The 13,185-nt window shown below is 73.4% G+C and carries 12 protein-coding genes; 6 read left to right on the top strand and 6 right to left on the bottom strand.

Going from position 1 to position 13,185, the window contains the following annotated elements; genetic code table 11:
- Positions 1-60: 60 nt before the first annotated feature.
- Positions 61-699, bottom strand: a complete 639-nt coding sequence (locus tag O7599_RS10855; RefSeq protein WP_281621931.1) for an AIM24 family protein — start codon at positions 697-699, stop codon at positions 61-63.
- 118 nt (positions 700-817) lie between these two features.
- On the opposite strand from O7599_RS10855, the gene O7599_RS10850 reads away from it, so the two are divergent.
- From O7599_RS10850 to O7599_RS10840, 3 genes are all read left to right on the top strand, one after another.
- Positions 818-1,162 (top strand): DUF3817 domain-containing protein, encoded by a 345-nt coding sequence (locus O7599_RS10850; RefSeq protein ID WP_281621930.1) that lies wholly within the window; start codon positions 818-820, stop codon positions 1,160-1,162.
- An 84-nt stretch (positions 1,163-1,246) separates the two neighbouring features.
- On the top strand, positions 1,247-3,031 hold the full coding sequence (locus O7599_RS10845) for a cellulose synthase catalytic subunit (protein WP_281621929.1): 1,785 nt from the start codon (positions 1,247-1,249) through the stop codon (positions 3,029-3,031).
- A 3-nt stretch (positions 3,032-3,034) separates the two neighbouring features.
- Positions 3,035-4,975 carry a kelch motif-containing protein gene (locus O7599_RS10840; RefSeq protein WP_281621928.1) on the top strand — a complete coding sequence of 647 codons (1,941 nt, stop codon included), beginning with the start codon at positions 3,035-3,037 and terminating at the stop codon, positions 4,973-4,975.
- 141 nt (positions 4,976-5,116) lie between these two features.
- Here O7599_RS10840 and O7599_RS10835 read toward each other — a convergent pair whose 3' ends face one another.
- The gene (locus O7599_RS10835; protein WP_281621927.1) at positions 5,117-6,124 is read right to left on the bottom strand and encodes a glycoside hydrolase family 6 protein; all 1,008 of its coding nucleotides are present in this window, start codon (positions 6,122-6,124) and stop codon (positions 5,117-5,119) included.
- A 122-nt stretch (positions 6,125-6,246) separates the two neighbouring features.
- Positions 6,247-7,239 (bottom strand): DUF5937 family protein, encoded by a 993-nt coding sequence (locus tag O7599_RS10830; RefSeq protein WP_281621926.1) that lies wholly within the window; start codon positions 7,237-7,239, stop codon positions 6,247-6,249.
- 78 nt (positions 7,240-7,317) lie between these two features.
- Here O7599_RS10830 and O7599_RS10825 point away from each other — a divergent pair, with 78 nt between their 5' ends.
- Together O7599_RS10825 and O7599_RS10820 are read left to right on the top strand one after the other, a co-directional pair.
- Positions 7,318-8,703, top strand: coding sequence for an MFS transporter (locus tag O7599_RS10825; protein WP_281621925.1), 1,386 nt, complete (start codon positions 7,318-7,320; stop codon positions 8,701-8,703).
- A gap of 21 nt (positions 8,704-8,724) precedes the next feature.
- Positions 8,725-9,231 (top strand): MarR family transcriptional regulator, encoded by a 507-nt coding sequence (locus O7599_RS10820; RefSeq protein ID WP_281621924.1) that lies wholly within the window; start codon positions 8,725-8,727, stop codon positions 9,229-9,231.
- An 18-nt stretch (positions 9,232-9,249) separates the two neighbouring features.
- On the opposite strand, the gene O7599_RS10815 is transcribed toward O7599_RS10820, so the two are convergent.
- Entirely contained in the window at positions 9,250-9,591 is a 342-nt protein-coding gene (locus O7599_RS10815) for a DUF3817 domain-containing protein (protein ID WP_281621923.1), read from the bottom strand.
- A 151-nt stretch (positions 9,592-9,742) separates the two neighbouring features.
- On the opposite strand from O7599_RS10815, the gene O7599_RS10810 reads away from it, so the two are divergent.
- Positions 9,743-11,443 carry a methylmalonyl-CoA mutase family protein gene (locus O7599_RS10810; RefSeq protein ID WP_281621922.1) on the top strand — a complete coding sequence of 567 codons (1,701 nt, stop codon included), beginning with the start codon at positions 9,743-9,745 and terminating at the stop codon, positions 11,441-11,443.
- A 25-nt stretch (positions 11,444-11,468) separates the two neighbouring features.
- Here O7599_RS10810 and O7599_RS10805 read toward each other — a convergent pair whose 3' ends face one another.
- Together O7599_RS10805 and O7599_RS10800 are read right to left on the bottom strand one after the other, a co-directional pair.
- Entirely contained in the window at positions 11,469-12,443 is a 975-nt protein-coding gene (locus tag O7599_RS10805; protein ID WP_281621921.1) for an NAD(P)-dependent alcohol dehydrogenase, read from the bottom strand.
- 66 nt (positions 12,444-12,509) lie between these two features.
- Positions 12,510-13,181, bottom strand: a complete 672-nt coding sequence (locus O7599_RS10800) for a TetR/AcrR family transcriptional regulator (RefSeq protein ID WP_281621920.1) — start codon at positions 13,179-13,181, stop codon at positions 12,510-12,512.
- Positions 13,182-13,185 lie beyond the last annotated feature (4 nt).

The raw sequence follows: 13,185 nt of genomic DNA, 5'->3' as shown, positions 1-13,185 counted from the left end.
CCACTCGGCGGATGTGCGGCCGGTCGTCCCGCCGCGGTCGGGCAGCCTCGCGTGCGTCGCTCACACGGCACCCCCCACCGTGTTGCGCTCGCTGGGCTGGACGTAGACCACCCCGTCGCCCTCGAAGCGGATCTGGAACCCCTCGCCGCCGCCCTCGCCTATGAGGGTGCGGAACGTCGCGCCGGACTGGAAGTGCTGCTGCACCCGGCCGGTGTGCGCGACGTACGCGCCGGGGTCGACGACCAGCGGCGTGCCCGGCGTCACCCGCAGCACCACCGCGGGCCCGTCCGACATGAGCGCCACCTGCCCCGTGCCCTCCACCGTGGTGGTGAACAGCCCGGTGCCGGTGCTCGCGCCCCGCATCCCCGTGAAGCTCGTCCCCGTCTTCAGCCCGCCGTCGGTCGCCAGCAGGTTGCTGGACTCCACGTACAGCTTGTCGGCCTGCAGGCCGACCAGGTTGATCACGCTGGCCCGGTCGGCGAAGTAGCAGGTGCCCTGCCCCTTCACCTCCATCAGCTCCATCTGCTCGCCGGTCAGCCGGCGCGTCACCATCCCCCGTATACCCTCGCCGCCCCCCGTGAGCTTCTTGAACGCCATCTGGCCGTCGTAGGCGACCATCGAGCCGTTCTTCGCCTTCACCGCGTCGCCGGCCATGTCCACGGCCAGCACCTTGCTGCCTTGCAGTCGAAACTGAGCCACGGGGCGACGCTAGCGGCTCGGCCGCCCCTCCCGGAAGGCCGGGTATGGGCGGCTGGCACAATGGGGTCCAGTTTGCCCGGGGAGATACCCCGGTTCCCGGACGATCCGAAGGCTTCCCGTGGACATCCAGACCGCATCCGCACTGCGCCGGCTCCGGCTCATCTCCGCCCCCGAGGCGGTCTCCTTCCTCCTGCTGCTCCTGTGCTCCGTGCTCAAGCGGACGACGGAGTTCGACGCGGTCCCGGTGATGGGCATGATCCACGGGCTGCTGTTCATCGGGTACGTGCTCTTCCTCGCCGACGCCTGGAACCGCACCCGCTGGCCCGCCAAGCGCGCCGCCCTGTACTTCGTCCTCGCCGTGCTGCCCGGCGGCGGCTTCGTCGCCGAGCGCATGCTGCGCCGCGAGGTGGAGGCCGGGATCATGGCCGCCCGGGCCCGCCGCGAGGGCGTCGTCGGCGCCTGACCCGCACGGCCCTCTCCGGTTCGACACGCACCTCTTTTCCGCTTTTGGTGGATACGTCGGCGTTGTCGTATCTGCGGAGGGATCGTGCGGCCGGAAGGCTATGACTACGAGAAGTTCAGCCGTCTCGCGGGCCCGCTGACGGATCCCGGTCCGTCCCGGCCCTACCGGGTGCGCTACACGCGCCTGCTCTCCCGTGAGCCCCACCGCGTCCGGGCGATCCTGCTCATGGCGCTCGCGCCGCTGCTGTCCTGTGCCCTGCTGCTCTACCTGGTCTGGCCCTCGCACTGGACCGAGCGCACCGGCGCCCCGCCCTGGCTGCTCACCGCGGACGCGGTGATGCTCATATCGATCGGCCTCATCGAGACGTTCCGGCTGGTGAACGTCTTCTCGATCGCGCACGCCACGATGGTCGCCCGGGACCCCGTCCCGGTCACCGCCGAGCCCGGCACCCGGGTCGCCTTCCTCACCACGTACGTGCCCGGCAAGGAACCCATCGCGATGGTCCGCGCCACGCTCACCGGCGCGGTCGCGCTGCGGCACGACGGGCCGCTGGACGTCTGGCTGCTGGACGAGGGCGACGACCCCGAGGCCCGGGCGCTCTGCGCGGAGCTGGGCGTACGGCACTTCAGCCGCAAGGGCGTGCCGCAGTGGAACACCGAGGAGGGCCCGCACCGGGCCAGGACCAAGCACGGCAACTACAACGCCTGGCTGGCGGCGTACGGCGACCGCTACGACTTCTTCGCCTCGGTCGACACCGACCACGTGCCGCTGCCCAGCTACCTGGAGCGGATGCTCGGCTACTTCCGCGACCCCGACGTCGCCTTCGTCGTCGGCCCGCAGGTGTACGGCAACTACGACACCGCCGTCACCAAGCTCGCGGAGAGCCAGCAGTACCTCTTCCACGCGCTGATCCAGCGCGCCGGCAACGCCTACGGCTCGGCGATGTTCGTCGGCACCAACAACGCCGTACGCATCGCCGCGCTCCGGCAGATCGGCGGCCTCTATGACTCGATCACCGAGGACATGGCCACCGGCTTCGAGCTGCACCGCACCCGCAACCCGGCCACCGGCCGGCACTGGTCGTCCGTCTACACCCCGGACGTGCTGGCGGTCGGTGAGGGGCCCACCTCCTGGACCGACTTCTTCACCCAGCAGATGCGGTGGTCGCGCGGCACGTACGAGACGATCATCGGCCAGTACGGACGCGGCAGGGGGCGCTTTCCCCTCCGCCGGCTCCTCAACTACTCGCTCATGCTCGTGTACTACCCGATGACCGCGGTCAACTGGTTCCTCGGCTCGCTGAGCTGCATCCTCTTCCTCTGGCTCGGCTCCTCCGGCACCGAGGTGCCGGCCTCGGTCTGGCTGATGCTCTACAGCGACGCGGCGGCCCTGCAGGTCGGCCTGTACCTGTGGAACCGGCGGCACAACGTCTCGCCGCACGAGCCCGAGGGCTCCGGCGGGCTCGCCGGGATGCTGATGTCGGCGATGTCGGCGCCGATCTACTTCACGAGCTTCAAGGCGGCGGTGATGCGCCGGCCGTGCCGGTTCGTGGTGACGCCCAAGGGCGGCGACGCGAGCCCCGACCGGCCGGCGACGTTCCGCATCCATCTGTTCTGGGCGGGGGTCCTCGGGGCCTCGTTCCTGGCGTCGGTCGTCCTGGGCCACACCCACGTCGCGATGCGCACCTGGACGGTGCTCGGGGTGTGCCTGTCGCTCACACCGGTGGTGATCTGGGCCGGGTCCGCGTGGCGGGTACGCCGGGTGAACCGGCGCGAGGACGCACGGCGGTGGTCGGCACCGGGGGCGGCGCCGGCGACCGCCGCCACGGCGACCACGGCGACCACCACTGCGACGACGAGCGGGAGCTGATCCATGGCGTACCGGCCCGGCAAACGGTTGAAGAAGACGGTGACAGGCACCGGCGTGGTCCTGCTGCTGGCGGGGCTCAACGCCCCCGCGGCCATCGGCTTCGCCGAGGAGCAGTACCACCAGTACCGGATATCCCGGCCCGAGTACACGGCGAAGTACGGCTCGTGGCAGGTGCAGGACACCCCGGACTCGTACGAGCTGAACGCCATCCACGCCACGCTGCTGCACACCGGCAAGGTGCTGCTCATCGCCGGCTCCGGCAACGAGCAGGAGCAGTTCGACGCCGGCACCTTCCGCACCGTCCTGTGGGACCCGGTGGAGAACAGCTACGAGGAGATATCCACCCCCGCCGACCTCTTCTGCGCCGGCCACACCCAACTGGCCGACGGGCGGCTGCTGGTCGCCGGCGGCACCGCGCGCTACGAACTCCTCGACGGCGACGTCGAGCGCGCCGGCGGCCGGATGCTGGTGAAGAACGAGAACCCGGACAAGCCGCTCAGGCTCAAGAAGGGGACCGGGTTCATCGCCCCCTCCGGCCTCGTCTACCGCACCACCGCCGCGGTCACCGTCCCGGCCGCCGAGAAGAAGACGGTCAAGCGCGGCAAGCGCGCCAAGGCCGTCGTCACCGCCGCCGAGGCCAACGTCTTCGTCGAGGCCGAGGCGGAGGGCGACGGCTACGTCCAGGACCGGCAGGCGCAGTACGCCGTCGAGGGCCTCACGGGCGAGGACGCGGACAACGTCTACGGCCTGGCGCAGAAGCTCACCCTGGACAAGCAGGACTTCCAGGGGATCAAGGACACCTTCGAGTTCGACCCGGTGGCGGAGCGCTACGTCCGCGTCGACGCGATGGACAAGGCCCGCTGGTACCCCACGCTCGTGACGCTGCCGGACGGCAAGGTCCTGTCGGTCTCCGGCCTCGACGAGTCGGGCGAGATCCTTTACGGCGACAACGAGATCTACGATCCGCGGACCAGGAAGTGGTCCACGGCGCCGAACCGCTACTTCCCCACGTACCCGGCGCTCTTCCTCACCGAGGGCGGCAAGCTCTTCTACTCCGGCGCCAACGCCGGCTACGGCCCGGCGGACCGGGGCCGCAAGCCCGGGATCTGGGACCTGAAGGACAACTCCTTCACCACCGTGCCCGGCCTGACCGACCCCGACCAACTGGAGACCGCCGCCTCGCTGCTGCTGCCGCCCGCGCAGGACCAGAAGGTCATGGTGCTCGGCGGCGGCGGCGTGGGGGAGTCGCCGAAGGCGACGCCGCGTACCTCGATCATCGACCTGACCCAGGAGGAGCCGGCGTACGAGGACGGCCCCTCGCTGCCGACGGGCACCCGGTACCTCAACAGCGTGATCATGCCGGACGACACGGTCTTCACCAGCGGCGGCTCCCGCGACTACCGCGGGCGCGGCGACAGCGACATCCACAAGGCCCAGTTCTACGATCCGCGCACCAACTCCTTCACCCGCGCCGCCGATCCCGAGGTGGGCCGCAACTACCACTCCGAGGCCGTGCTGCTGCCCGACGGCCGGGTGGCCGTCTTCGGCTCCGACCCCCTCTTCGGCGACAGGGCCAACACCCGCCCCGGCACCTTCGAGAAGCGCATCGAGATCTTCACGCCGCCGTACCTGCACAAGGCGGACGACGCGACGCGGCTGGAGATCGGCGCGGGTCCGAAGCGGCCGGGGCGCGGGCAGGAGGCGACGTACGAGGTCGCGGGGGCCGAGCGGGTGGTGAAGGCGCGGCTGATGCGGCCGGGTTCCGTCACCCACGTCACGGACGTCGAGCAGCGCTCGATCCAGTTGGACGTGGAGAGGGGCGACGGGAAGGTGACGGTGACCGTGCCCGAGGACCCGAACCTGGTGCCGCCCGGCTGGTACATGCTCTTCGTCGCCGACGGCAAGGGGGTGCCGTCCGAGGCGAAGTGGGTGCACGTGCCCTGATGAGCCCGCCGGCGGGGCCGCTGCCCCTCGGCCCCGCCGGCGTACCGGTCCGTGGGCGGGCTCGTCCGACAGGAGGGCCCCCGCGGGTTGTTCGGGCAGTGCGGCCGGTACGGCGCGTACAGCCCGTACGGGACGGGGCGCTCAGCCCGCGCGGCGGGCCAGGCCCAGGGCGTAGTCGGGCCACCACGTGCCGGCCTCGGGGCCCCCGCGGCACGGCCCGTCCGACTCCCCGGGGCGCTTGACCCACAGGAAGGCGTCGGCCCGCTCGTCGCCGGTCCGCGTCGTCGGCGGCTCGCCGAGCGCCCGCCCCGGCGGGTTGCACCACACCTCGTTCGGGGCACCGGGTAGCGGGCCGTTGCCGTTGCGGCTGGTGTCGACGACGAAGTGGGCGCCGTCGAGCAGCTCCGAGAGCCGGCGGCCGTAGGCGAGCTGCTCGTCGGTGCGCCGGAAGTTGGAGACGTTGAGCGCGAAGCCGTCGGCCGCGCCGACGCCGGCCCGCCGCAGCGCGTGGGCCAGCTTGCCGGGGTCGGTGATCCAGGCGGAGTTCCCGGCGTCGAGGTAGACCCGGACGCCCGGGTGCCGCTTGAGCTCGGCGATGGCCCCGGAGATCAGCCGGAAGCGCTCCTCGTGCATTTCCGGCGGGGTGCAGCCGTCCACGACGTGCGGGACGGCGTCCGGCTCCAGGATCACCACCGCCTTCCCGTCGCCGATGCCGTCGGCGAAGGAGCCGATCCACCGCTCGTACGCGGCGGCGTCGGCGGCCCCGCCCGCGGAGTGCTGGCCGCAGTCGCGGTGCGGGATGTTGTACGCCACGAGCACGGCCGTGCGCCCGCCTGCCGCCGCCCCGCGCACCGCCGCGCGCACGTCGGCGCCGGGGTCGTGGCCGGGGGGCCATGCGGCGACCGGCCGGCTCGCGATCCGCTCCAGCAGCGCGGCGTCCTCCGCCCGCCCCTGCTGCTTGTACGCCTGCACCTGGCGGGCGGCCGGGGAGCCGGGGTCCACCCAGAACGGCGACTTCGCCGCCGAGGCCGGCCGCGCCCGCTCGCCGCCCCGCGGTTCGGTCCCCGCCCCGTCCCCGTCCGGGGACGTGCAGCCGAGCAGGACCCCGAGGACCAGGGTGGCGATGAGCGTACGGATCCGCGCCGACATGCACTTCTCCCGCGGGAGGTGAGCGAACAGAACCCGTCGATCGTGACATAGCGGATCTTTCCCCGCGGAACGCCGCGCCCGCGCGGCCGGCGCCGCGGGCCGCGGGCGGCCCCGGATGGGCGTCAGCCGCCCGCGGCCAGCGCGCCGCCGAGCGGTGTGCGCTCGTAGAGGACGCGGTGGCGCTCGCGGCGGGAGGTCAGCAGCCCCGCCGCCTTCAGCACGGTCAGGTGGGCGGAGACCGACGACGGGGCCAGGTCAAGGCGGCGGGCGAGCGCGGAGGTGGAGGCCGGCTCGTCGAGCGCGGCGAGTACGGCGGCGCGGCCGGCGCCGAGCAGCCGCGCCAGCGCCCGCGCAGCCTCGGGGCGTCCGGCGTCCGCCCACAGGGTGCCCACCCCGCGGGCGGGGTAGATGACGGTGGGCTGCCAGGGCGGCTGGAAGCCGGTCACCACGTCCGGCCAGACGAAGGCGCTGGGCATCAGCAGCAGGCCGTCGCCGGCGAGGTCGCGCTCGTGGCGGAAGCGGCCCTTCGTCCGTACGGTCAGCAGGCCGTCCGCGTACGACAGCCGGGCGTGCAGCAGCGCGAACAGCTCCTCCAGGCCCGCGGAGGCGAGCTGCCGGGCGCGGAAGTCGATGTCCGCCTGGAGCAGGTCGTGCAGCCGCGGCCAGAACGGCTCGACCAGCGCGTGCCACGCCTGTTCCGTGACGTCGGCCAGCAGCGCGATCGCCGCCGCGGGGTCGGCGAGCAGCCTGCGCCCGAGCGGGGACTCCGCGGCGCCGGGGATGGAGTCCAGCGACAGGGTCATCTCGGCGTGCGCCAGCGCCGGGTCGGTGCCGCGCAGGTGGGCGAGGCCGTCGGCGACCGAGGTGTACGCGGCGTGCGGCGGGCCGCCGAGGAAGTCGGGGGTGTAGCCGGGGCCGTTCGGCATGAAGAGCCACAGCAGGTCGAGGTCGAGCCCGGCGGCGGCCTCGCCGAGCCGGCGCAGCCACGGGCGGTGGTAGGGGTGCCGCTCGGTGCGGCGCAGCGTCCGTATCGCCTCGTGGGTCTCGAAGACCGGGGAGACCGCGAAGCGGCAGCGCAGCAGGTCCTCGGGGCCGAAGCGCATGTACACCGGCACGGCGGCCTCTCTCGCTGGCTGATTCGGCTGGTGCCGAAAGACTACGGCCCGGCGCGGGCGGCGGGCCACGCTCCGGTGATGAGCGACACCACAGCCCCGGACGGCACGGCCGCGTCCGTGCCCGCGGCCCTGCCGTCCGGCCCGGGCGCCACCCCGGCAGCCACCCCGGCCGCCGAGCCCGCCCCGGCCGGTCCCGCCCCCGCCGGGGCCGCCGCCGAGTCGCGCGCCCGCTACGCCGACGTCTTCCGCGTCCGCGAGTTCCGCTTCGTCTTCGCCGCCCACGTCATGTCGATCACCGGCGAGGTCGTCGCCGCCATCGCGCTGACCGTCCTCGTCTACGACCGGACCGGCTCCCCGCTGCTCAGCGCGCTCACCCTCGGCGTCGGCCTACTGCCCTACCTCGTCGGCGGCACCCTGCTCTCCTCGGTCGCCGACCGCCTCCCGGCCCGCCGGGTGCTGGTGACGTGCGACCTGCTCGCCGCCGTCTGCTTCGCCGCGATGGTGCTGCCGGGCATGCCCGTCGCCGCGCTGCTGGCGCTGCGCTGCGTCGCCGGCGTCATCTCGCCGGTCTTCACCGGCACCCGGATCGCCACGCTGGCCGACATCCTCGGCACCGGCGACCGGTTCGTCCTCGGCCGCTCCGTCATCCGGCTCACCGCGCAGGCGGCGCAGCTCGTCGGGTTCGCCCTCGGCGGGCTGCTCGCGGCGTTCTCGCCGCGCGCGACGCTCACGCTGACCGCGGTGGGGATGCTCGGCTCGGCGCTGGTGCTGCGCTTCGGCACCCGCGCCCGCCCGGCCCGTACCGCAGTCGGCGCCGCGGGTGCGCCCGGCGGTACGGGCCGGGCGGGCACCGTCGGCGCCTCGCTCGCCGCCGCCGGCACCTTCCTGCGCGACCGCCGCATCCGCGCGCTGCTGCTGCTCACCTGGATCCCGCCGACCTTCGTCGTCGCGCCCGAGGCGCTGGCCGCCGCGTACGCCGACGACCTCGGCATCGGCGCCCTCGGGCTCGGCCTGCTCATGACCGGCATGCCGATCGGCGCGGTCACCAGCGAGATCCTCGCCGGCTCGCTGCTCGGCCCGCGCGGCCGGGAACGGATCGTCTTCCCGGTGGCGGTGCTGTGCACGGTCCCCGCCATGGCCTTCGTGACGCACCCCTCCTTCGGCTGGGCGCTGCCGCTGCTCGTGCTCACCGGCTTCGGCATCTCGTACTCGCTCGGCCTCGACCAATGGTTCGTCGCCGCCGTGCCGGGGGAGATGCGCGGCCGGGCGATGACGCTGCAGACCGCCGGGCTGATGACGCTGCAGGGCGTCGGCATGGCCGGCGCGGGCGCGGTCGCGGAGTTCGTGCCGGTGCACGTGGCCGTCGCCGCGGTCGGCGTGACGGGCACGGTCTGCTCGCTGCTGGTCTGTCTGGAAGTGCGCAGGACCCGGCCGAAGAGCGGGACCGGGCTGACCGCGACATGACCGGGGGGTAGGGTCGGCGACGTGCCGAAGCCGCTGAGCCTGTCGTTCGACCCCATCGCCCGCGCCGACGAACTGTGGCGCCAGCGCTGGGGAGCCGTGCCCGCCATGGGGGCCATCACCTCCGTGATGCGCGCGCACCAGATCCTGCTGGCGCAGGTCGACGCCGTCGTCAAGCCGTACGGGCTGACCTTCGCGCGCTACGAGGCGCTGGTGCTGCTCACCTTCTCCAAGGCCGGCGAGCTGGCGATGTCGAAGATCGGCGAGCGGCTGATGGTGCACCCGACGTCGGTGACCAACACCGTCGACCGGCTGGTCAGGTCCGGGTACGTGGCCAAGCGGCCCAACCCCGCCGACGGCCGCGGCACGCTCGCGTCGATCACGGACCGGGGCCGCGAGGTCGTCGAGCAGGCGACGCGCGACCTGATGGCGATGGACTTCGGGCTCAGCGCGTACGACGAGGAGCAGTGCGCGGAGATCTTCGCCATGCTGCGCCCGCTGCGGATAGCCGCGGGCGACTTCGAGCAGTAGCCCCCGCGGGCCGCGCGGCTACGCCCCCGCGGGCGCGGGCTCGCCGTCGCGGACGACCAGCGGGGCGACCTCCCGGGTGAGCTTCCGCTCGACGAAGAACGCCGCCGTCGGCACCGTCCCCGCGAGCAGCACCCAGACCTGCTTGCCGACCGGGAACTTCGCCTTGGAGCCGAGGTCGAAGGCGCACACCAGGTAGAGGATGTACAGCCAGCCGTGGGCGATGCTCACGACCTTGGTGAAGCCGTCCGCGCCCGAGAGGTCCAGGGCGTACTTGCCGATCATGCCGAGGGTCAGCAGGACGAGGAGCACGCCGGTCACGTACGCCATCGTGCGGTAGCGGGTGAGCACGCTCTTCTTCATGACACCGAGCCTAAACCCCGTCCGCGACATGCCGTGACCACCCCCACTCCCCGGTCCCGTATAGCGCGCCTCCACCGGGGGCATGCAACACTTAGTAGGACGTCCTATTAAATGCGCCGCGCGATCCGCGCGCAGAGAGAGGCGGTACGGCATGGATGCTGCGGCCATGGAGGAGGGCCGGCGCCGCTGGCAGGCGCGTTACGACACGGCCCGCAAGCGCGAGGCGGACTTCAGCACGCTCTCCGGCGACGACGTCGACCCCGTCTACGGCCCCCGCCCCGGGGACGTCTACGAGGGCTTCGAGCGCATCGGCTGGCCCGGCGAGTTCCCGTACACCCGCGGCCTCTACGCCACCGGCTACCGCGGCCGGACGTGGACGATCCGCCAGTTCGCCGGCTTCGGCAACGCCGAGCAGACGAACGAGCGCTACAAGCTCATCCTCGGCCACGGCGGCGGCGGCCTGTCCGTCGCGTTCGACATGCCCACCCTCATGGGCCGCGACTCCGACGACCCGCACGCGCTGGGCGAGGTCGGGCACTGCGGCGTGGCCATCGACTCCGCCGCCGACATGGAGGTGCTCTTCCGCGGCATCCCGCTGGGCGGCATCACCACCTCGATGACGATCAGCGGCCCGGCCGTCCCCGTGTTCTGCATGTACCTGGTCGCAGCAGAACGCCAGGGCGTCGACCCCGCCGTGCTCAACGGGACGCTGCAGACGGACATCTTCAAGGAGTACATCGCGCAGAAGGAGTGGCTCTTCCAGCCCGAGCCCCACCTGCGCCTCATCGGCGACCTGATGGAGTACTGCGCCGCGCGCATCCCGGCCTACAAGCCGCTGTCCGTCTCCGGCTACCACATCCGCGAGGCCGGCTCGACGGCCGCCCAGGAGCTGGCCTACACCCTCGCCGACGGCTTCGGCTACGTCGAGCTGGGCCTGTCCCGCGGGCTCGACGTCGACGCCTTCGCCCCCGGCCTGTCCTTCTTCTTCGACGCCCACGTCGACTTCTTCGAGGAGATCGCCAAGTTCCGCGCCGCACGCCGCATCTGGGCCCGCTGGCTGCGCGACGTGTACGGGGCGCGCAGCGAGAAGGCGCAGTGGCTGCGCTTCCACACCCAGACCGCGGGCGTGTCGCTGACCGCCCAGCAGCCGTACAACAACGTGGTGCGCACGGCCGTCGAGGCGCTGGCGGCCGTGCTCGGCGGCACCAACTCGCTGCACACCAACGCCCTCGACGAGACCCTGGCGCTGCCCAGCGAGCGGGCCGCGGAGATCGCGCTGCGCACCCAGCAGGTGCTGATGGAGGAGACCGGCGTCGCGAACGTCGCCGACCCGCTCGGCGGTTCCTGGTACGTCGAGCAGCTCACCGACCGGATCGAGGCCGACGCGGAGAAGGTCTTCGACCAGATCCGCGAGCGCGGCCGGCGCGCCCACCCCGACGGGCGGCACCCCATCGGGCCGATCACGTCCGGGATCCTGCGCGGCATCGAGGACGGCTGGTTCACCGGCGAGATCGCCGAGTCGGCCTTCCGCTACCAGCGGTCCCTGGAGAAGGGCGACAAGAAGATCGTCGGCGTCAACTGCCACACCGGGTCCGTCACCGGCGACCTGGAGATCCTCCGGGTCAGCCACGAGGTGGAGCGCGAGCAGGTGCGCGCCCTGGCCGACCGCAAGGCCGCCCGCGACGACGCGGGGGTGCGCGCCGCGCTGGACGGCATGCTCGCGGCGGCCCGGGACGGCGGCAACATGATCGAGCCGATGCTCGCGGCGGTACGGGCCGAGGCCACCCTCGGCGAGATCTGCAACGTCCTGCGCGACGAGTGGGGCGTCTACACCGAGCCGGCGGCCTTCTGACCCGTACGCGCGCGGGGGAGCGGGGTCACACGACGAGGACGGACTTGCCGCGCGTGTGGCCCTTCTCCCAGTCCCGGACCGCCTCGGCCGCGTCGGCGAGGGCGTACCTGCGGCCGACGACCGGGGTGAGCGCGCCGGACTCCAGCAGGCCGCGCACCTCCTCGACGTCATGCGGGCGGGGGCGCACGTAGGGCGCCTTCACTTTCCGGGCGGAGAACAGGGAGCGTACGGAGCCGCCGAGCGAGCGGCGCAGGTCGCCGGTCCACCTGCCGCCGCCCTCGCCGCCGACGAGCACGATCGTGCCGCGCGGGGCCAGGACGCGGCGCAGCGCGGCCAGCGGGCGGTTGCCGGCGGTGTCGAGCACGAGGTCGTAGCGGACGGCGCCGGCGGTCACGTCCCGTTCGGTGTAGTCGATCACGTGGTCGGCGCCGAGCGAGCGGACCAGTCCGGTCTTGTCCGTTCCGCACACGCCGGTGACCTCGGCCCCGCGTGCCTTGGCCAGTTGGACGGCGAACGTGCCGACGCCGCCGCCGGCGCCGAGCACCAGGACGTGACCGCCCGCGCGCAGCCCGCCCGCGTCGCGCAGGGCGCGCAGCGCGGTGATCGCGGAGGTGGGCACGGCCGCGGCGGCGTCGAAGTCCACGCCCGGTGGCTTGGCCGCGAACATGTCGGCGGCGCCGCGGCAGTACTCCGCGAAGGTGCCGCCGCTGCCGATGCCGAACACCTCGTCGCCGGGGGTGAAGCGGGTCACCCCCGCGCCGACCGACTCGACCGTGCCGGCGGCGTCCCAGCCGCGCACCCGGTCCCTGGGCGCGCGCAGGCCGAAGCCCATCAGGCGCATCATGTACGGCAGGCCCGTCATCAGGTGCCACACGCTGGGGTCGAGGCCGGCGGCCCGTACCCGGACGAGGATCTCGCCCGCACCCGGCTCCGGCCGTTCGACCTCCGCGGCCCGCAGCACGTCGGCCGGGCCGTAGCGGTCCTGGACGATCGCCTTCATGACGCCTCCCCACGGACGGGAGGACAGCATCCCGTCCCGGGCGCCGCCGGGGTAGGCCCGAAGGGCCTATTGCCCCGGCGGATCGGGCCCCGGACGCGCACCCGGATCCGGTGCCGGGTCGGTCAGGGCGGCCAGGCCCCGGGTCAGCAGCGTGGCGAACCTCGTCGCCCACGCCTCCGTCACCGGCTCCGCGCTGACCAGCAGCCGGTGCAGCACCGAGCCCGCGATCACGTCGAAGATCATGTCCGCGTTGCGGTCCGCCGCCGCCGCGTCCTGCTCCGCCGGCAACTCCCCGCGCGCCCGCGCCCGTTCGCGGCCCTGCAGCACCAGGTGCTTCTGCCGGGCCACGATCGAGACGCGGATCCGCTCGCGCAGCGCCGCGTCGTGCGTCGCCTCCGCCAGTACGGCCATCAGCGCGCCGCGCGTGCGCGGCTCCCGGAGCAGCCCGGCGAACTGCAGCACCACGCCCTCCACGTCCCGCGCCAGGCTGCCGTGGTCCGGCAGCCGCAGCGAGTCGAAGAGGTCGGCGAGCGCGTCCAGGACGAGTTCGTTCTTGCCCGGCCAGCGCCGGTAGAGCGTGGTCTTCGCCACTCCCGCGCGCGCCGCGACGCCGCCGAGGGTCACCCCGGCCCAGCCCGCCTCGGCGATGGCGGCCCGGGCCGCGTCGAGGATGGCCCGGTCCGCGGTCGCGCTGCGCGGGCGGCCCGCGCGCCGTGCGGCGGGCGTCTCGTCGCTCATGAGC

The organism is Streptomyces sp. WMMC500 (assembly GCF_027497195.1).
Taxonomy (GTDB): Bacteria; Actinomycetota; Actinomycetes; order Streptomycetales; family Streptomycetaceae; genus Streptomyces.
This window is presented reverse-complemented; position numbering and strand designations above follow the sequence as displayed.